This window comes from Companilactobacillus jidongensis (assembly GCF_003946575.1).
Classification (GTDB): domain Bacteria; phylum Bacillota; class Bacilli; order Lactobacillales; family Lactobacillaceae; genus Companilactobacillus; species Companilactobacillus jidongensis.
The window spans coordinates 1-18,859 of the sequence record NZ_RHOP01000023.1 but is presented as its reverse complement, the minus strand read 5'-3'; the positions used below and the strand labels follow the sequence as shown (position 1 = coordinate 18,859).

The following is an 18,859-nucleotide window of genomic DNA, read 5'->3' as shown; positions in this document are numbered from 1 at the left end:
AAGAAGCTGTCCAAGATCTATGATTTTTGATATACTTCTATGAAAAAAGCGAGTTTAAGCTATGAAAAATTATCCCAGCAATATTACTCGGCAACAATTTGAATTAATTCGACCAGCTTTAGAAAATTTTCGTCAGCGAACCAAGCCTCGAAAGTTTAGACCCAAAATAATTTTTAATAAGGAATTAAGTAGCCATTAGGGTATACCCTAGTGGCCTTTTTTGTTTCTGTGCTATACTAGGAATTACAAGTGTTCATTAGAACTGTCCAAAAGGAGAATTGGAAATGGCTAAAATCGGTTATGCGCGTGTGAGTTCCAAGGAGCAACATTTAGATCGACAGTTAGCGGCTTTAAAAGACGTTGATAAATTATTTACGGATAAATTAAGTGGGGCTAACACTAATCGGCCAGAACTGCAAAAAATGCTGGCCTATATTCGTGAGGGTGATATTGTAATGGTCACTGAATTAGATCGCTTAGGCAGAAACAACCATGATTTGACTAAGATCATGAACTCCATTCAAAATAAGGGTGCCACCCTAGATGTGTTAAATTTGCCGTCCATGACAGGGATTGCTGACCCAAATTTACGTCAACTGATGACCAACTTGATTATTGAACTCTATAAGTATCAGGCCGAAAGTGAACGTAAGCGAATCATTGAGCGCCAGCAACAAGGGATTGCCTTAGCTAAGCAGCAGGGTAAATATCATGGGCGCAAACCCCAATATGCCAAAGATGATCCCCGTTTGCAACATGCTTTTAAGCTTTATCGAGCTGGCATGAGTGACATTGATGTGTCCCGAAATACAGGTATTAAACGGACGACCTTTATTCGATACCGTGTGAAATACGGTATTAAAAGAAAATAGGGACCCTATTTTCTTTACTTATAGTTTTGGAGGGTGTTTACTAAAGTTTTTTTTCTTGGAATCTGATTCCGTGTTTATTAAACCATCAACGAGATGTCATACAAGAATGACACCCTGACTGTGTATACATCATGATCATTTTTCATTTACCCACTTTTTTATTTTATTTAAGAAAAAATGATTAATGCTAAATTAACTGATCTATCCGAAAATACATATTGGTGTAGCTAATAATATAAGTTGACACCCAGTCAACCCAACACTAGCAATCTCAAAAATTGGTTAATGGACACTTCACTTGATCGGAGATATGAAACACAAATAATTGTTTTACATACCTATTTTATTATTGAAACATTTATGAAATAAATAGCATGCACAGGAAATATTATGAATTTGTTCAACAGCTTTGATAGTATGGTTTCCTTGCATCACACCCTTGATGAGGTTATATTTATCCTTGTAATCATTATAGAAAGTTTGTTCAAAAAAGAGGAAGTGAATTTTATGCATTGGTTATGGGTTTTAATTGTTGGTGCTGTTATTGGCGCAATTGCTGGTGCCATCACTAATCGGGGCGCAGCTATGGGCTGGATTAGCAATATTATCGCTGGCTTAGTTGGCTCATCCATTGGTGAAGCTATTTTAGGCAGTTGGGGGCCAAATATAGCTGGTATGGCCATTATTCCGTCAATTATAGGCGCAATAGTTGTTGTAGCAGTAGTTTCTTTCTTTTTAAGTCGTAGCACAAGATAAATTTTTCCCTATGCTCATTTGCAAAAACGACTCCAAACAGTTTTTTCTGATCAACAACAAATAAAAAATAATTTTGGTCACTATTTGATTTTGACGCGCGCTATTGAACGAGAAAAAAATCATATTGAGTGGTTAAAGCGAGAAAGCGACGTCTAATGACGTCCTTTTTTTGTACAGTTGAACTTGACTCCCAATATATTTGAACATACAAAGGTGAATGAACCGGTTCAAATGTAGTTGTTATTTTTTATTAATAGACTAATTAACTATTAATAATAGGAAGAAACACAACAAATAAAAATAATAAGTCTCCATTAATATGTCATTTCATAGGACTTCATACATGCTATTTGTATTGCACCGTGCATTTTTAGAGTGTCCAGATTTTTGCTATTTTATATATTAGTGGAGTTCGGGAGGAAATAATGTTGAAAAAGGAAAAGATTCGCTACGAGGTTTTACATCCAACGTACAAGGCTCTTTATGATTTAGTTGGCGAAGATAATATGATGAAAGTTTATCATGAATTCCGAGGCACCCAAGTACAGATGCCGATGAAACTCTATGATCGTCAAACATTAGAAAAATATTTGGGAAGTATCAGTGATAAGACTATTAGTATTAAAGATTTGTCACACATTTATGGTTTTTCCCAGAGATGAATTAGAAAGGCTTTGTTTAAGGGTAAGAAATGAATGAAATAATTCTAGATTTCATTGTCCAACATATATACAAAGACGATTGATCAAAAAGGTAAAATTAAAGTCCAATTAAATTTTACTAAACACTAAAAAATGTCTGGTAAATGTTGCCAAATTTTTAAATTTGTCAAGAATTATTGTTTGGGACGAGTTAATGGACTATACTTTTTTTATACATGCTTTATTAAGCTGGGGTTTTTATGTATATAAATAACATTATATTGTATATATTCGGAGGACGAAGTGGAATCAGAACAAAATATTAGTATGATGCAGATCGTAGGCATCTTACGCAAACATATAAAAGCAATTTTCGGGACAACTATTGTTGTTACTTTGGCAGCGATTTTTGTTACCTTTTTCGTTATGACACCAAAATATAGCGCTACTACACAAATTTTGGTCAATCGTAAATTATCAGAGGACATGCAGTCGGCACAGTTCCAGCAGGTTCAGGCTGATGTTCAGATGATCAGTACTTATAAGGATATTATTACTAGTCCTACTGTTTTAAAAGATGTTAATAAGAAAGTTAGCAGCTATCCTGGTTATCCAGGTTCTATGGGAGCATTGAAAGGATCACTATCGATTAGTAATTCTCAAAATTCTCAAGTGTTTTCAGTAACAGCTAAATCTACAGATGCTGGCACAGCGGCAGCAATTGCCAATATGACAGCTAAGGTTTTCAAGAAAAAAGTTGTAAAAATTATGAGTGTTAATAATGTTTCAATTGTATCCGAAGCTACGGCTAATACTAAACCGGTTAGTCCTAGAAAGACTTTGAATGTTATAGCTGGAATAGTTATAGGTGCAATTTTAGGAATTGCGTTAGCATTCGTTCGTGAATTAACTGATAGGACTGTTTTGACTGAGAGTTTCTTGACAGATGATCTAGGACTTATAAGCTTAGGAACAGTTACTGAAATCGATCAAAAAGATATTGAAAGAACCGTTGAACATAAGAAAGTTCAATCTAAATTGAGTATCAATAAATCTTCAAGAAATCATAGAAGGGTCTAGGAAATAAAATGGCATTATTTAAAAGGAAAACTACAAAGCTAGATAATTATAGTTTGAAAAATGGTGTTGGTTTGGTTACTTATGATGACCCTACCAGTACGATTTCAGAGCAATTTAATACTATCAGAACTAATATTCAATTCTCATCTGTAGATAAAAAGTTGAATTCAATTTTATTCACCTCATCTGCTACATGTGAAGGTAAGTCTACGGTAAGTAATAATGTTGCGGTAACTTGGGCTAAACAAGGTGAAACAGTTGTGTTAGTTGATGCCGATCTTCGTCGTCCGACAATTCATAAAACTTTTAATGTAAGTAATAGGGTCGGACTTTCAAGTTACTTATTGGGAAATGCTTCATTTGAGGATGTCGTTCAACCAACAATGGTTAAAAATTTATTCGTTATTACTAGTGGACCGATTCCGCCTAATCCCTCAGAATTATTAGGTAGTATGAGAAATAAGGACTTAATCAATCGCCTTGAGGACAAATTTGGACTATTAATAATGGATGCTCCACCTGCTAATCCGGTTACTGATGCGCAAGTTCTTGCTACTCAAGTAGATGGTGTCGTAATGGTTGTGCCTCAAGGAATTGCTGAAAAAGCTGGGGTTGCACATGCTAAACAATTATTAGATACAGTTCATGCTAATATTTTGGGTGTAATTATGAATCGTGTCACAAAAGAAAAGTCACAAGGCTATTATGGCGGATACTATGGAGCTGAGAAAGAGAAATGAAATTAATTGATTTGCATTGCCACATATTGCCAGGCGTTGATGATGGTTCCAAAGATATGCAGATGTCATTAGATTTGGCTAAGGCAGCTGTAGATCAAGGAATTACCAATAGTCTGGTAACTCCTCACCACATGGATGGGGAATACACTAATCACAAACAGGATGTGATTAGAAAGACTAATGAATTTCAAGAAGCTTTAGATAATGCGGGCATACCGTTAAGTGTGTTTGCTAGTCAGGAAGTTCATCTAACAGGGGAACTAATGGATGCCATTGCTAAAGATGATGTTCTGTTCATGGATGAAACTAATCGTTATATATTATTGGAAATGCCACATGATGGTATTCCTGAATATACAGCGGATATGATTTTTGATTTAACAACTCGTGGTATAACGCCGGTTATTGCCCATCCGGAACGTAATCAAGGAATTCAAGAAGATCCTGATAAATTATATGATTTCGTTAAAATGGGATGTTTAACGCAATTGACAAGTAGTAGTTATCTTGGCGTGTTTGGTAAGAAGGTTCAAACACTTACTGAAGAAATTATTAAGGCCAATTTGGGATTTGTTTTTTCATCTGATGCTCATAATTTTAAGGGGCGTAGATATTTGATGAAGGAAGCCTTTGAGAAGTTAGAAAAAGAAGAGGGACTTCGCAAGGCTCAATTGTTTAATCTTAATGCAAGAAATATCATCAATGGTGATGACGTTGGTGATACTGATTTTATTGAGATATCTTCATTACCTAAGAAGAAAAAGAAATTTTGGTTATTTTAGAATATGTATTGTTGCGGGGGAAGGTATAAGATATGGAATATTTAGGTAGAGATAATAATGAAGAAAAAGAAATTAAATCAACTCGGATAAAATTACCCTTTACATATTTATGTGTAAAAAGACTTTTTGATGTAGTTATTTCTATTCTTGCACTAGTAGGACTGAGTCCAATATTCTTAATTGTTTGGATGCTGAATGTTATTAATAGGTCTGATAGAGGTCCTTTATTTTATAGGCAAATAAGAATTGGTTTAAATGGTAAAAAATTTGGAATGTATAAATTTAGATCTATGGTTGTAAATGCTGAGCAGAAGTTATATAAAAATAAAAAACTTTATAAGAAATACATTGATAATAATTATAAGTTAAAACCAGAGGAAGATCCTAGAATTACAAAATTAGGAGCATTTTTAAGAAAAACATCTGTTGATGAAATACCGCAATTCATTAATGTTTTAAAAGGAGACATGAGTTTAGTTGGTCCAAGACCAGTTATTGAGGCAGAACTTAAAGAATATGATAAAGATAAACTATTATCAGTAAAACCTGGGGCAATGGGTATGTGGCAGGCCGTTGGTAGAAGTGAAATTGGTTATCCAGAACGTGCAAATATTGAAATGAGCTATATTGATAATGCTTCTATTTTCTTGGATATGAAGATAATGTTCGGAAATGTCGTGAATATATTCAAGGGAAAAGGTGCATATTAAAAGTAAGGTGGGAATAAGGGTATGAAATTGGGATTATTTATTCCAACCTATAATGCAGGCAATGAATTTGAAAAAGTTTTATCTGAAATAGACGATTCTTTAAATCAACTAGGTTTTGAAGTTGAGAGGTTAATAATTGATTCGTTTTCAGATGATAATACCGTCTCTATAGCTGAGAAACATGGGTTTGATGTAAAGAAAATTTCACGAAAAGAATTTACTCACGGTGAGGTTCGAAGGCGTGCTGCAATTTCGTTAAAAAATTGTGAATATATTATATATATGACACAGGATGTTTTTTTACATAAAAATGCGATAAAAGAAATTCTAAATTTTATAATAAATCATCCTAACATGGCTGTGGCTTATGGAAAGCAAGAATCAGATGTATTGAAAACTAATATATTGGAACAACGATCAAGAGAATTCAATTATCCAAATGTGAGTCAGATAAAATCAAAGAAGGACATACCAAAGTTGGGTATAAAAACTGTCTTTTCTTCAGATGCATTTTCAATATATAGATGGAAATTATTAATGAAGATAGGTTCCTTTCCTAAGGGTGTAAAGTATTGTGAAGATATGTTTATTGCGGCTAAAGCTATTAATAGTGGATATGAGGTTGGATACTGTGCAAATGCAGTTGTTACACATTCAAATAAAATGAATTTGAAACAACAATTTAAGCGATATAGGAGTATAGGTGCTTTCCATAAACAAAACCCGTGGATACAAGATGAGTTTGGGAGTAATGAGTCGGAAGGTATCAAAATGGTTGTATCTGAATGGAAATTCTTATTTAAAAAAAACAAGATGTATCTTATTCCTTATTCGTTTTTTATGAAAGTCATTAAATTTATTGCTTATAAATTTTAGTAGTATACAAGGATGGAAAATAAATGAGAATTGTAGTAAATGATATTGTAGCAGTACCTCAGTCCGGAGGTGTTTATTCTATACTTGAGGATTTTTATAAGGAAGTATGTGAATTTAATAAGCAATTCAAAAGTGTAGAATGGATATTTATTCTATCAGATACATATTTTGAAGAGACAGATCAAATAAAAATAATAAAAAAATCTGAAATAAAACGATCTTGGCTCAAGCGTTTGAATTTTGAATTTTTTTCTGGAAGAAAATTAATTAATAGTTTGGCTCCTGATATATATATATCTTTGCAAAATACAATGACTCTTGGTATAAAAGCACAAAATAAATGGACCTATCTACATCAACCTCTTCCTTATCAGAGGGAAATGAAGTTCTCTCCATTTAATAAAAGCGAACGTAAACTCTGGATATACCAAAATATTGTTGGAAAAGTAATAAATTTCACATTGAAACATAGTAATACTAAAGTAATAGTACAAACTCATTGGATGAAAGATGCTGTTTTGAATAATAAACTTACCAGGACAGAAGATATTTATATTCTCCCACCTAAGATAAATAGAATTCATAATGATGTTAGAAGTAATCATGTGAATATGGCATCTTTTTTTTATCCAGCGACTGGTATGGCATACAAAAATCATAAATTACTGTTTGAAGCTTCCGATATTTTGGAAAAAAAGGGATATAAGTTTAATGTGTATTGCACACTAACAAGTGAGGAATTAAATACTTTAAACTTAAAAGTTCCTAATTCTGTTCATTGTTTGGGTAGAATTTCAAGAAATGAAGTAATGAATAGATATAAAACAGAAGTTCTTGTTTTTCCATCTTTAATAGAAACGTTTGGATTACCAATCTTAGAGGCCGCTATGTCAAATGATTTTATTATCATTGGTAATACAAGTTTTGGTAGGGAAATATTGGCGGAATATAAAAATAAAGTTTTTTATGACGTTAAGAGTGTGAATGATCTTGTTGATAAGATGGAACATTGTATAAAACGTGAATATAAAATTAGTGGTAGTGCAATGGAAATAAAAGAGAAAAAATCTGTAATTGACTTGATCCTTAATTCAGGAAAAGTGGTAACTAATAATGATTGATGGTCTTGGAATTATTATTGTAACGTATAATCCTGATGAAAAAGATTTTATTGGGAATATTAATGAATATATTGATTCTTCTAATAATATAGTTGTAGTAGATAATTCGAAGAATCCCTATGTAGGCGAAAGTTTAATTAAGTATTCCAATATAGAGTATATATGTGCTGGCGATAATTTAGGAATTGCTAAGGCTCAAAATATTGGAATTGAATATTTAATTTCTCAAAAAGTTAAATATCTGTTGTTTTTTGATCAGGATAGTTACTTATCTACGGAACAAATAAATAGTCTAATGAAATCGATTGAGTATTTAAGGACTAGTCATAGGGTTGGAATAATAGCACCAGGTAATGATGAGACAAGTATCAAATATACTCTTGAAAAAGAAGTTATCTCTTCAGGATCACTCATACCAGTAGAAGTGCTTAAAGATATAGGAAATATGAGGGACGATTTTTTTATAGACTTCGTTGATTATGAATGGTGTTGGAGAGCTAGATCTAAAGGGTACAAGGTTTATTCTGATAATTCAGTTATTCTTTCCCATCAAACTGATGAGCCAGATAAAGTAGTGGGTAAAATAGTTTCAAAACCGTTTAGGGATTATTATTTTTATCGAAATTCTATCTATTTATTAAAGAATGGCTTGATGATTGATTCTAAAGTGATGTTTATCTACAAGATTATTAAACATACAGTGTTTGAAATATTTTTTTGTAAGAATAAATTGAAGAGAATAAAATTTATTACATCGGGCATTAATGATGGAATAAATGGGAAAATGAACTAGTAATGATGTGAATACGGGGTAGATATGAATAAATTATGTATTTTGATGGCTACATTCAATGGAGAAAAGTTTTTAAAGCAACAAATGCAAAGCATATTAGACCAATCATATTCTAAATTTGATTTGTACGTCAATGATGATGGATCAAGAGATAAAACACTAGATATAATAAAATCTTTTTCCATTAAAGATAATCGAGTACATGTTTTGAATATTAAGGACAACAACAATGGACAACTGTATAACTTTGATAAATTAATGAGATACGTTAATAATATGGAATATGAATATATAATGTTTTCAGACCAGGATGATATTTGGTATAAAGATAAAATACTCGAAACTTTACGGTTTATGAAGTCGAAAGAAAATGGTCCAACGCTTGTGTATACAAATTATAATGAGAATAATATATCTGGTAGTATTAAAAATAAATATGATAACTTTTTTCCTACAGAAGAACATTCAATATTGCTTTTTCAAAATTGGATAATGGGATGTACCGTTATGATTAATAATAAATTATTGAAATATTCGGGAAGTATTCCACCAGAGGCGGATAACCATGATAATTGGGTGATGTTGTTAGCTTTAACATATGGAAATATTTTTTACTTAGATCATGTGACCATGCTTCATAGACTTCATAATGATAATGTGACTAATAATTTTAAAAGAATGAATTATTTTAAAAAAATAAATGGATTTATCCAAGATGTTAAAAAAGGAAAAGAATTTCGTATTAAAAAATTGAAATTATGTAAGAGAGTACTTAGAGTTCCGTTGAAAGAAAAAAACAGATTAATCATAGAATTCTATAATTGTTTGAAAATGAAAAATAAAATTCAAAGAATAAAGTTATTACGTGAATTAAAAATAAAAGGGCTTAATAAGCATGAAACTGTAAAGCTATTTTTAATGATCTAATTAAACATGAAAGGACTTTTGCAGTGAAAAATATTAATAAACTAAACCCTTATTATTTAATAGCAATGATTATTATTTGCTCGTTATTCTTTTATTCGTTTCAATGGTCTTCAATCTATCCTAGAATATCACTGTCAATGTGGATTTTCTTAATTGCTTTTATAGCGGGAATGCTTATAATTGGACGTTTAATGCTTCCTCAATTTACAAAGGGAATATTATCAACTAGGAAAATTGGAATTAAACAGTCAAAATTAACTATGGGTATTTTAATTTTAATTATAACTATGGGAAGCTTTGCAGATGGTATTTATAGCAAGGGGTATCCACTCTTTAAACCAATGACGAATTATGGTATACCGACGTTACACGTTATAATAATAATGTTGTCGACACTTCTTACGTTGTATTCGGTACAATTATTTAGTTTAAATAAAGAAAAGAAAATACTTTTTGTAACTCTGTATTCTTTTATACCAAGTTTGTTAGCTCTTTCGAGGGCAGGAATTATTTTATCTCTGGTAATGGCAGCTATTATTTATATACTTAGTAATTTTAATGTAATTAAGTTCAAAATATTTATGGGTTTGATAATTGGTAGCCTAGTCGCTGCATTTCTATTCGGATTAGCGGGTAACTACCGTCTTAATAATCAAGTGGGGTTAAAAACAACGAATGTATTAGATAGTTCTTTAATATATCAAATTGGATCTGCTAATTCAAAAATTTCTAGTATATCTCCATATGCACCATTTTTTTGGCCTTATTTATATCTTACATCTCCTGTAGCTAATTTACAGTCCGCTGTGAGTGATAACGTATCACTAAATAATGGTGAAAATGAAATTAGTAAATATATAGTTACTCAATATACTCCGGACATTGTATCTAAAAATTTGTATCCTGATTATAAGGATCAAGTTTCTATTTCTGGTTATTCAACAAGGGTGAATGTTAATTTAAATGTTGCGACTGCTTTTTATGAGTCTTATCTTCAATTAGGTTGGATGGGAATGATAATAATGGCAGTATTCTTTTTGTTATTTCCTATTGTTTATTTATATTTGCTTTATACAATTAATCGAGGCTTTTCAATAATTGGAATAGCTACTTTGAGTACGATGTATATAATGACTATTTTTGATAATCCTTGGGCTTTTTCAGGTATATCAATGCAACTAATATTGATATTGTTTTTAGCCTTGATATTAAAGAGAAAAAAATGAATTGATTGAGGATATGAATTGAAACTTCTTAAAAATATATCGTATACGTTTTCATCTAACATATTGAATGTTCTTGTGTCAATACTTGTAATATTGGTTATACCAAAATTTATAGGTGTTTATGAATATGGTTTATGGCAATTATTCATATTTTATTTTGGTTATGTGGGTGTCCTTCACTTAGGTTGGGCCGATGGCTTATTTCTTAGAAGGGGTGGTCAAAAGGTCGAAGACATAAATATTGGATCCATCATGGCTGAGACTATTTTATTTATTTCATATAATATTATACTAGGACTTTCAATTTATATTTATGGGTTGTGTTTTTCAACTGGAGACTCTTTTATTATTGAGACGTTAGGGATTGCAGTGATTGTTGCAAATATTAGAACATGGATTACCATGATATTGCAGTCAGTTGGGGATTTTAAAGGCTATGCAGTTAATTTATCCGTTCAATCTATTGTCTATCTTGCATTGATTATTGTCATTCTTTTATTAGGGTTAGCTGATTATCGCTTTATGATTATTGCGTTTCTTATTTCTCAATTTGGAACGTGTATATCAGGTTTTTTACAATTAAAGGAGATTTTTGATTTTAATGAACCTTATGATTTCAAAGATGCCTTTAAAGAGGCAAAATTAAATATAAATTCAGGTTTTAAATTAATGATTGCTAATTTTACAGCAATATTAATTGTAGGAGTAATAAGATTTGGTATTCAACAGAGATGGTCTGTATCAACTTTTGGTAAAGTGTCATTAGTATTATCAATAGCAAATCTAATAATGGTCTTTATTAATGCAGTTAGTCTGGTGCTATTTCCTACTTTGCGTAGAACCAATCAAAATATTACGGAGCTATATGAAGGAACAAGAAATGTTTTAATGCCAATGTTATATGTAATAATGTTTGCTTACTTTCCTATAAAACTATTGATACCAATGTGGTTACCAAAGTATTCAGATGCTTTACAGTATGCCGCTGTTTTGATGCCGATGATGGTCTATCAGGGGAAATTTGAAATATTATCAAATACGTTTATGAAGAATTTGAGAATGGAATTTAAACTTTTGATTATAAATGTAATAACTTTGTTAGCAAGTATATTTTTAACCATTCTCACTGTTTACATATTTCATGATTTGAATTCTGCAGTTTTTTCTATAGCAATTGTTATGGGAATGCGAAGTGTTGTATCAGAACTTATAATTTCAAGAAGAATAAAAATAACTTTTTGGAAAGAATTAATTTTCGAAAATTTGTTTATTATTGCTTTTATGATTGTTTCTTGGAATTATTCTTTAATTATGAGTGTGCTAGGTTATTTAATTGTTGTTTTAATTTATTTGGTTATAAAAAAGGATTCAATAAAATTGGGCATAACTGTTTTAAAGAAATTATCCAATTTTTAGAGAAGAATATAAGGAGGAAATCAAATTGAAGGGAATAATATTGGCAGGTGGTTCGGGTACAAGACTTTATCCAATAACTAAGGCAACGAGTAAGCAATTAATACCAATTTATGATAAACCAATGATTTACTATCCAATGTCAACTCTTATGCTGGCTGGTGTTAGAGATATTTTAATAATTTCTACGCCAGAATTTTTACCTCAATTTGAGGAATTATTTGGGGATGGTCATTCTATTGGATTGAACCTGGAATACAAAGTTCAAAAAGAGCCAAGAGGACTGGCTGATGCTTTTATAATTGGTGCAGATTTTATAGGCAATGATTCAGTGTGCCTGATTCTTGGAGATAATATTTTCTATGGAGCAGGTCTGTCTGAAACATTACAACATGCAAGTTCCAAAAAAATAGGTGCAACAGTATTCGGTTATCATGTTAATGATCCAGAACGTTTTGGCGTTGTTGATTTTGATGAGAATATGCATGCTAAGTCAATCGTTGAGAAACCAAAAAAACCAGCAAGCAATTACGCGGTGACTGGTTTGTACTTCTATGACAATCAAGTAGTTGATATTGCTAAGAATATTGAACCTTCACCACGTGGTGAACTGGAAATAACTGATATTAACAAGGCTTATCTAGATAGAAATCAATTGGATGTTGAATTGATGGGGCGAGGTTTTGCATGGTTGGATACAGGTACACATGATTCGCTTCAAGAGGCAAGTAGTTTTATTGCGACTGTTCAAAAGAGACAAAACCTCAAGGTCGCATGTTTAGAGGAAATTGCTTATCGAATGAATTACATTGATAAAGAACAAGTTATTAAGTTAGCTCAACCATTAAAGAAAAATGATTATGGGCAATACTTATTGAGATTAGTGGGAGAAAAATAATGGGAAAATTAAAAGTAACAACAACAAAATTACAAGATGTAAAAATTATTGAACCGGCTGTTTTTGGAGATAGTCGTGGTTTCTTTACTGAAACTTATTCAGACCGTGACTTCAAGGAAGCCGGTATTAATTTTGACTTCATTCAAGATAATCAATCATTATCTAGTGAAGCTGGAGTTTTGCGTGGATTACATTTTCAACGAGGGAAAGCTGCTCAGACTAAGCTAATTCGTGTTGTTACAGGTGCTGTTCTTGACTTAATCGTTGATGTACGTAAAGGCTCACCCACATACAAACAATGGGAAGGTTACATTATTTCTGCAAGTAACCATCGTCAATTACTAGTACCAAAGGGGTTTGCCCATGGTTTTGTCACATTAACAAATGACGTTAACTTCTTGTATAAGTGTGATAACTATTATGATGCTGAAGCAGATGGTGGTTTCTCATTTAAAACTCCAGAGTTAGGTATTCAATGGCCAATCGATTTTGATCAAGCCATTACTTCTGAAAAGGATGCTAATCAACCTACATTTACAGAGTTTGAAAAAAATAATCCATTCGTATATGGTGAAATTTAATACAGGGAGATAACCAATGAAAAATATTATTGTTACAGGTGGGGCTGGATTTATCGGTTCTAACTTTGTCCATTATGTTGTAAAGAACCATCCAGAAGTACATATTACAGTACTAGACAAATTAACTTATGCTGGTAATCGTGCCAATTTAGCTGGATTACCTAAGGATAGGGTTGAATTAGTAGTTGGCGATATTAAGGATGCTCCTTTAGTTGATAAATTAGTAAGTAAAGCAGATGCAGTTGTTCACTATGCTGCAGAAAGTCACAATGATAATTCATTGATTGATCCTTCTCCTTTTATTCAAACTAACATTGTTGGTACTTACACATTGCTTGAAGCATGTCGTAAATATAATGTTCGTTTCCATCATATTTCAACTGATGAAGTTTATGGGGATCTTCCTTTGAGAGATAAAGATGGAAATGGTGATAAATTCACCCCTGAATCACGTTATAATCCAAGCAGTCCTTATTCGTCATCTAAGGCTAGTTCTGATTTACTAGTTCGTGCATGGGTTCGTTCCTTTGGATTACAAGCAACAATTTCTAATTGTTCTAATAACTATGGACCTTATCAACATATTGAAAAGTTTATACCTAGACAAATCACTAATATTTTAAGTGGTATTCGTCCAAAACTTTACGGTTCTGGTAAAAATGTACGTGATTGGATTCATACAAATGATCATTCACGAGCAGTTTGGACTATTCTTACAAAAGGTAAGATTGGTGAAACTTACTTAATCGGTGCTAATGGTGAAAAGAATAATAAAGAAGTTCTTGAACTAATTCTTGAATTGATGGGTAAACCATCTGATGATTATGAATTGGTTAAAGATCGTCCGGGACATGATATGCGTTATGCTATTGATTCAACTAAATTACGTGAAGAGTTAGGTTGGAAACCAGAATATACTGATTTTAGAACTGGTTTACAACATACGATTGATTGGTATACAGAACATGAGGACTGGTGGAAAGCTGAAAAAGCTGAAGTCGAAGCTAAGTATGCTAAAAATGGTCAATAGGATTTAACTTAAAGGGGAAAAAGCACGATGAGAATATTAATAACAGGTGCTCAAGGTCAACTAGGAACTGAACTTTGTCACTTACTTGATGAAAAGAATATTGAATATGTAGGCACAGGTTCAAGTGACTTAGATATTACTGACAATAAAGCGGTTGCTGATTACTTTAATAAATATAAGCCTGAACTTGTTTATCATTGTGCCGCTTTTACAGCCGTTGATGCAGCCGAAGAAGAACCTGGTAAAACTACTAATCAAAAAGTAAACGTTGACGGTACTAAGAATATTGCTGAAGCTTCTGAAAAAATTGGAGCAACAATGGTTTATATAAGTACTGATTATGTGTTTGATGGAAAAAATGAAGATATGTATACGGAAGATTCCATTCCAAATCCTCAAAACGAATATGGACGTGCCAAATTAGCTGGAGAAAAAGCAGTATCCGAGATAATGAGTAAGTATTATATTATTCGTACTTCATGGGTGTTTGGCGAATACGGGAAGAACTTTGTTTACACAATGCTTCGTTTGGCTGAGACACATGATCATCTAACTGTAGTAAATGATCAAATGGGGCGTCCAACTTGGACAAGAACACTAGCTGAGTTTATGAATTACGTTGTTGAAAATAATGTTCCTTACGGTTTATATCAATTGTCTAATGAAGGTTCATGTACTTGGTATGAGTTTGCCAAAGAAATACTTAAAGATAAGAATATTAAAATTGATCCTGTAACATCAGATGAATACCCTCAAAAGGCTTATCGTCCAAGACATTCTGTTATGGACTTAGCTAAGGTTGAAAATACAGGTTTTGAGGTAATTAATTGGCAGGAAGCCTTGTCTAGTTTTCTAAATAATGTAAATTAGAACATATTGGGGGAATTTGTATTATGCATAATAATAAGAAAAAGAAAAAGCATACATTAAGAAATGTGTTTTTGGCATTTGTATTGTTGTTAGTTTTAGGTGGAGCAGCATATGGTATGACACGCTATCGTAGTGTAAAGAATTCAGTTAATAGTTCTTTTAAACCATCAGGTGTTACAAAAGAACGTGATGTAAGTAGTGCTTTGAAAAATAAAAAACCAGTATCTATTCTTTTGATGGGAACTGATACCGGTGCATTGGGACGTGATTACAAAGGTCGTACGGATAGTATGATGGTAATTACATTAAATCCAAGTGAAAACAAAACAACAGTAACAAGTATTCCACGTGATACTGCTGTCAATATACCTGGTTATAAGTCGGTTTCACCAGCTAAAATTAATGCGGCATATTCTTACGGTCAAACTAAGACAGCAATTAAAACCGTTCAAAAACTTTTGAATATTCCAATTGATTTTTACGCACTTATTAATATGGGTGGTATGGAAAAGGTTATTAATCAAGCTAATGGTGTTGATGTAACACCAACCTTAAGTTTTAAGTATGAAGGATTCTCATTTACAAAAGGTGAAAAGACTCATATGAATGGCAAGAAGGCTTTAGCATATTCACGTATGCGTTATGATGATCCACAAGGTGATTATGGACGTCAAACTCGTCAACGAGCTGTACTTACTGCTTTGGTACATAAGAGTAGTTCAGTATCTACGTTATTAAACCAAAGCTTTATTAACTCATTATCTGATCAAACACAAACTGATTTGACATTCGATGAATTAACTGCCCTTGCTAAGGATTATAATTCAGTTAGAAAACATACTTCAGAGACTCATTTGCAAGGTAATGGAGAAGAAGTTGCAAAACAAAGTATGGAAGTTATGAAGGAATCCGAATTACAACGAGTTACAAACTTTATTCGTGAGAATTTAGATTTGCCACATGCTAAGACAGGTAATATTCAGTTTAAGCCTTCTACACAAAGTTCAACAACAACTAAGTCGGTTCAAGATATCAATAATATTGGTTCACAACGTTCAACCACGGGAACATCCAATAAGAATAGTACTGGAACAAACAGTGGTTCTGGTATAAGCAATAGTGGATATTCTAACTCAGGTTATTAATTAAATATCAAGAGCGGTATAAAAATGTAGGAAAATGACGGTTAAAATGGTCCTTTGTCAAATAGTATTGATGAATAGTTTTTGTATGGAAGGCAACCTCATGTAGGTTGTCTTTTTTTATGCACAAATGAGTCTTATTCTCTTAAGAAAATGGTCAAGACTTTTAAAACCATAACTGATATGTTTGAGTTTTTTTATCTTTCCGATAGTCCCTTCAAGGGGACCATTGGAGTAAGACATCGTACAACTATTTCTCACGTAATTTAAATTCTTCCGTAACGTTGAAATAGATGTATCCATAACGTGTTGTTCTTTTTATACCCGTAAATAGTTTCTTCGAGTAGTGCTATGTCATGTTCATGTATTGCCTTCTGAATACCTTGATAAACATCATAGGTGTTTTTAAAAATCGGTAAGCTATCAATGGCTATATCGATAACGTTTTGTGTCGTAGTATATTCATTGATACCAAAGATATATTTTACTTTCTTGTCGTCTACATCTGCCTCAGGCAGATGATAGAGACGCCAATTGGATTTAAGAGCTTTGTATAAGCGTGAGTGTTTATCACTTATCTTTTTCAGACAACTGATTCTAACCTGGTCTAAGGCTCTACTACACAATTGAACAATATGAAACCTATCAACTATTATTTGAGCATTAGGAAAGATTCTATGAACAACCATCTGATAATTAGCATTCAGATCAATAGAAACGGTCTTTACTGCTTGTCGTTCCGACAAGCTATAGTTATTTATAAAATGTTCAGTTACTGTTTTAGACAATCGGTCGTGAATAAGTTCAATCAGATGATGAGTTTGAGCATCAATAGCTATGAAAGTAAATATACCGTTAACTGAGCGAAATTCATCAAAGCACAGGTTCTCAGGAAGAACGTTACATCTATTTGGTAATTTGATATTGTCATACAAGATTCTACTTACTGTATTTACTGATACTCCGATGATCTTGGCTATAGATGTTAACGTAAGAGATTCCCTTGCCATATCGAATATTCTATTTTGAACTTGTTTTGTCATAGTGTGATTTTTGATTAATAAATCACTGTGGGCACCGCAGGTGCTTCCACAGTTCTTACAAATATAACGTTGCTTATTGAGTACCAAATGATATTCAATACCGTTAAAGCTGGCCAATCTGGCATTAGTTTTTCTTTTTCCATTCTTGACTAATGAATTTAAACCACATTGTGGACATCCAATATCATCAGTGATACCTTGCGCGAACAAATCCAAAGCTTATTGCCAGATGATGAGCTCCGTGTCTTGATCACAGACGCTACTGCGGTGCCAATTGAAATTCGTTTTCCACAAGATACTTCGCTGCTAAATCAAGCTCGGCTCAATCTAGAAGAAATGTTATTAGATATGGCTCATCAGTTGCAAATCAAGCCTCCACGAACCTACAAACGTGAAGCAAAAGCTAAGTGGACCGCTTTTGCTAGAAAACCGCGGCGTTGGGCTAAGGAAACACGCAAGCAGATCAAAGTACAGCTCCAGTATGTCCGACGTGATCTACGTTATATCGATGTGCTGTTGACCCACGGTGCCTCTCTTAACGAAAGGCAAACCAAGCGATTGGCTGTGATTCGTGAACTTTTTGACCAGCAAATGTTCATGTATGAAAATCGGACCCATCGGGTCCCAGGACGGATTGTTAGCTTGGCACAACCGTGGATTCGCCCGATTAACCGTGGTAAAGCCAAACAACGAACCGAATTTGGTCCCAAGATTGATGCTTCAATTGCCGATGGCATGATCGATATCGAACGATTTGATTTTAAGGCGTTCAATGAAAGCCAAGATTTAGCAACAACCATCGATCATTATTTCGACGTGCATGGTTATTATCCCGATGAAATCTTAGCTGACACACTTTATCGTACCCGCGAGAATCGTCAGCTCTGTCAACGACTAGGCATTAGGTTGTCGGGACCACGTTTAGGACGTAAGCCTAAAAAGATGGATGCTAAGCAGCGGCAAGTTGATCGTGACGCAGAGAAGCGGCGCGGGAAAATTGAACGCGGTTTTGCCTTCATGAAAGGCCCTTTGGGACTTTCATTGGTGCGGACTAAAACGGTAGCCAGCATCGCAGTGACGATTGATATTGCGATCAATCTAGCCAATCTAAAGATGCTATTAAGGCTTTTTAATGGACCAATTTTGATTTTTGTAAAATATAAGCAGGAATCCATCTTAATTCACTATCAAATTCACGTTTCAGGTAGCCGGAATGTTGCCTAATTCACCAGCCACTAATTAAGTACTGGCAAATTCTATAATTAATCCGAACAGAAATTAAAAAGCCCAAAGTAATCACTTACAATGGTAGTAGCTAATTCCAACCAATATAGGGAGTGATTACTTTGGGTACATCT

General features: G+C 33.0%; 21 protein-coding genes and 2 pseudogenes. 21 read left to right on the top strand and 2 right to left on the bottom strand.

The genetic code is table 11. The annotated features are described in order from the left end of the window. Positions 1 to 61 precede the first annotated feature (61 nt). The 20 genes and pseudogenes from EKM68_RS13630 to EKM68_RS11815 form a co-directional block, all read left to right on the top strand. A pseudogene (locus EKM68_RS13630) lies at positions 62 to 157 on the top strand (IS5/IS1182 family transposase); the annotation flags it as partial. Positions 158 to 284: 127 nt separating this feature from the next. Beyond that, positions 285 to 872, top strand: coding sequence for a recombinase family protein (locus EKM68_RS11905; protein ID WP_003596518.1), 588 nt, complete (start codon positions 285 to 287; stop codon positions 870 to 872). 507 nt (positions 873 to 1,379) lie between these two features. Further along, the gene (locus tag EKM68_RS11900) at positions 1,380 to 1,628 is read left to right on the top strand and encodes a GlsB/YeaQ/YmgE family stress response membrane protein (protein ID WP_002831196.1); all 249 of its coding nucleotides are present in this window, start codon (positions 1,380 to 1,382) and stop codon (positions 1,626 to 1,628) included. A gap of 18 nt (positions 1,629 to 1,646) precedes the next feature. Then, positions 1,647 to 1,784, top strand: coding sequence for a hypothetical protein (locus tag EKM68_RS13870; RefSeq protein ID WP_164509435.1), 138 nt, complete (start codon positions 1,647 to 1,649; stop codon positions 1,782 to 1,784). Positions 1,785 to 2,053: 269 nt separating this feature from the next. Next, positions 2,054 to 2,290 (top strand): hypothetical protein, encoded by a 237-nt coding sequence (locus EKM68_RS11890; protein ID WP_125591045.1) that lies wholly within the window; start codon positions 2,054 to 2,056, stop codon positions 2,288 to 2,290. 282 nt (positions 2,291 to 2,572) lie between these two features. Continuing rightward, positions 2,573 to 3,349, top strand: coding sequence for a YveK family protein (locus tag EKM68_RS11885; protein ID WP_125591044.1), 777 nt, complete (start codon positions 2,573 to 2,575; stop codon positions 3,347 to 3,349). Positions 3,350 to 3,357: 8 nt separating this feature from the next. After that, complete coding sequence (locus EKM68_RS11880) at positions 3,358 to 4,089, top strand: CpsD/CapB family tyrosine-protein kinase (RefSeq protein WP_125591043.1); 732 nt, start codon at positions 3,358 to 3,360, stop codon at positions 4,087 to 4,089. Next, positions 4,086 to 4,871, top strand: coding sequence for a tyrosine-protein phosphatase (locus EKM68_RS11875; protein ID WP_125591042.1), 786 nt, complete (start codon positions 4,086 to 4,088; stop codon positions 4,869 to 4,871). Before EKM68_RS11880 ends, EKM68_RS11875 begins: the two co-directional genes overlap by 4 nt. A gap of 32 nt (positions 4,872 to 4,903) precedes the next feature. Next, positions 4,904 to 5,581 carry a sugar transferase gene (locus EKM68_RS11870; protein WP_125591041.1) on the top strand — a complete coding sequence of 226 codons (678 nt, stop codon included), beginning with the start codon at positions 4,904 to 4,906 and terminating at the stop codon, positions 5,579 to 5,581. A 21-nt stretch (positions 5,582 to 5,602) separates the two neighbouring features. After that, complete coding sequence (locus tag EKM68_RS11865) at positions 5,603 to 6,457, top strand: glycosyltransferase family 2 protein (protein WP_125591040.1); 855 nt, start codon at positions 5,603 to 5,605, stop codon at positions 6,455 to 6,457. Positions 6,458 to 6,480: 23 nt separating this feature from the next. After that, complete coding sequence (locus EKM68_RS11860) at positions 6,481 to 7,578, top strand: glycosyltransferase (protein ID WP_125591039.1); 1,098 nt, start codon at positions 6,481 to 6,483, stop codon at positions 7,576 to 7,578. After that, complete coding sequence (locus EKM68_RS11855; protein WP_125591038.1) at positions 7,571 to 8,371, top strand: glycosyltransferase family 2 protein; 801 nt, start codon at positions 7,571 to 7,573, stop codon at positions 8,369 to 8,371. The genes EKM68_RS11860 and EKM68_RS11855 overlap by 8 nt, the downstream gene beginning before the upstream one ends. Positions 8,372 to 8,395: 24 nt before the next feature. Beyond that, positions 8,396 to 9,298 (top strand): glycosyltransferase, encoded by a 903-nt coding sequence (locus tag EKM68_RS11850; protein ID WP_125591037.1) that lies wholly within the window; start codon positions 8,396 to 8,398, stop codon positions 9,296 to 9,298. Between the two features lie 23 nt (positions 9,299 to 9,321). Further along, entirely contained in the window at positions 9,322 to 10,524 is a 1,203-nt protein-coding gene (locus EKM68_RS11845) for an O-antigen polymerase (RefSeq protein ID WP_125591036.1), read from the top strand. An 18-nt stretch (positions 10,525 to 10,542) separates the two neighbouring features. Then, on the top strand, positions 10,543 to 11,940 hold the full coding sequence (locus tag EKM68_RS11840; protein WP_164509434.1) for a lipopolysaccharide biosynthesis protein: 1,398 nt from the start codon (positions 10,543 to 10,545) through the stop codon (positions 11,938 to 11,940). 25 nt (positions 11,941 to 11,965) lie between these two features. Continuing rightward, positions 11,966 to 12,835 carry a glucose-1-phosphate thymidylyltransferase RfbA gene (gene rfbA, locus EKM68_RS11835; protein ID WP_125591032.1) on the top strand — a complete coding sequence of 290 codons (870 nt, stop codon included), beginning with the start codon at positions 11,966 to 11,968 and terminating at the stop codon, positions 12,833 to 12,835. Continuing rightward, complete coding sequence (rfbC, locus tag EKM68_RS11830; protein WP_125591031.1) at positions 12,835 to 13,416, top strand: dTDP-4-dehydrorhamnose 3,5-epimerase; 582 nt, start codon at positions 12,835 to 12,837, stop codon at positions 13,414 to 13,416. The genes rfbA and rfbC overlap by 1 nt, the downstream gene beginning before the upstream one ends. Positions 13,417 to 13,432: 16 nt before the next feature. Beyond that, on the top strand, positions 13,433 to 14,446 hold the full coding sequence (gene rfbB / locus EKM68_RS11825; protein ID WP_054643352.1) for a dTDP-glucose 4,6-dehydratase: 1,014 nt from the start codon (positions 13,433 to 13,435) through the stop codon (positions 14,444 to 14,446). 27 nt (positions 14,447 to 14,473) lie between these two features. Continuing rightward, on the top strand, positions 14,474 to 15,316 hold the full coding sequence (rfbD, locus tag EKM68_RS11820) for a dTDP-4-dehydrorhamnose reductase (protein WP_125591029.1): 843 nt from the start codon (positions 14,474 to 14,476) through the stop codon (positions 15,314 to 15,316). A 23-nt stretch (positions 15,317 to 15,339) separates the two neighbouring features. Continuing rightward, complete coding sequence (locus tag EKM68_RS11815; RefSeq protein WP_125591027.1) at positions 15,340 to 16,461, top strand: LCP family protein; 1,122 nt, start codon at positions 15,340 to 15,342, stop codon at positions 16,459 to 16,461. A 117-nt stretch (positions 16,462 to 16,578) separates the two neighbouring features. Here the strand turns inward: EKM68_RS11815 and EKM68_RS13865 are convergent, their stop codons facing one another. Both EKM68_RS13865 and EKM68_RS11805 read right to left on the bottom strand, forming a co-directional pair. Next, positions 16,579 to 16,701, bottom strand: a complete 123-nt coding sequence (locus tag EKM68_RS13865) for a transposase (protein ID WP_404810807.1) — start codon at positions 16,699 to 16,701, stop codon at positions 16,579 to 16,581. A gap of 23 nt (positions 16,702 to 16,724) precedes the next feature. Continuing rightward, positions 16,725 to 17,711, bottom strand: coding sequence for an ISL3 family transposase (locus tag EKM68_RS11805; protein ID WP_164509433.1), 987 nt, complete (start codon positions 17,709 to 17,711; stop codon positions 16,725 to 16,727). Between EKM68_RS11805 and EKM68_RS11800 the strand changes: the two are divergent. Beyond that, positions 17,682 to 18,725, top strand: a pseudogene (locus EKM68_RS11800) (IS5-like element ISLrh3 family transposase); the annotation flags it as partial. The gene EKM68_RS11805 and the pseudogene EKM68_RS11800 sit on opposite strands and share 30 nt — an antisense overlap. Positions 18,726 to 18,859: the final 134 nt, after the last annotated feature.

Bases quoted from the DNA above. Each gene is read 5' to 3' on its own strand.
- EKM68_RS11900 (WP_002831196.1), top strand. From the start codon at position 1,380: ATGCATTGGTTATGGGTTTTAATTGTTGGTGCTGTTATTGGCGCAATT.
- rfbD (WP_125591029.1), top strand. From the start codon at position 14,474: ATGAGAATATTAATAACAGGTGCTCAAGGTCAACTAGGAACTGAACTT.
- EKM68_RS11865 (WP_125591040.1), top strand. From the start codon at position 5,603: ATGAAATTGGGATTATTTATTCCAACCTATAATGCAGGCAATGAATTT.
- EKM68_RS11860 (WP_125591039.1), top strand. From the start codon at position 6,481: ATGAGAATTGTAGTAAATGATATTGTAGCAGTACCTCAGTCCGGAGGT.
- EKM68_RS13865 (WP_404810807.1), bottom strand. From the start codon at position 16,701: ATGTCTTACTCCAATGGTCCCCTTGAAGGGACTATCGGAAAGATAAAA.
- EKM68_RS11850 (WP_125591037.1), top strand. From the start codon at position 8,396: ATGAATAAATTATGTATTTTGATGGCTACATTCAATGGAGAAAAGTTT.
- rfbB (WP_054643352.1), top strand. From the start codon at position 13,433: ATGAAAAATATTATTGTTACAGGTGGGGCTGGATTTATCGGTTCTAAC.
- EKM68_RS11815 (WP_125591027.1), top strand. From the start codon at position 15,340: ATGCATAATAATAAGAAAAAGAAAAAGCATACATTAAGAAATGTGTTT.
- EKM68_RS11890 (WP_125591045.1), top strand. From the start codon at position 2,054: ATGTTGAAAAAGGAAAAGATTCGCTACGAGGTTTTACATCCAACGTAC.
- rfbC (WP_125591031.1), top strand. From the start codon at position 12,835: ATGGGAAAATTAAAAGTAACAACAACAAAATTACAAGATGTAAAAATT.
- EKM68_RS11870 (WP_125591041.1), top strand. From the start codon at position 4,904: ATGGAATATTTAGGTAGAGATAATAATGAAGAAAAAGAAATTAAATCA.
- EKM68_RS11880 (WP_125591043.1), top strand. From the start codon at position 3,358: ATGGCATTATTTAAAAGGAAAACTACAAAGCTAGATAATTATAGTTTG.
- EKM68_RS11875 (WP_125591042.1), top strand. From the start codon at position 4,086: ATGAAATTAATTGATTTGCATTGCCACATATTGCCAGGCGTTGATGAT.
- EKM68_RS11855 (WP_125591038.1), top strand. From the start codon at position 7,571: ATGATTGATGGTCTTGGAATTATTATTGTAACGTATAATCCTGATGAA.
- EKM68_RS11905 (WP_003596518.1), top strand. From the start codon at position 285: ATGGCTAAAATCGGTTATGCGCGTGTGAGTTCCAAGGAGCAACATTTA.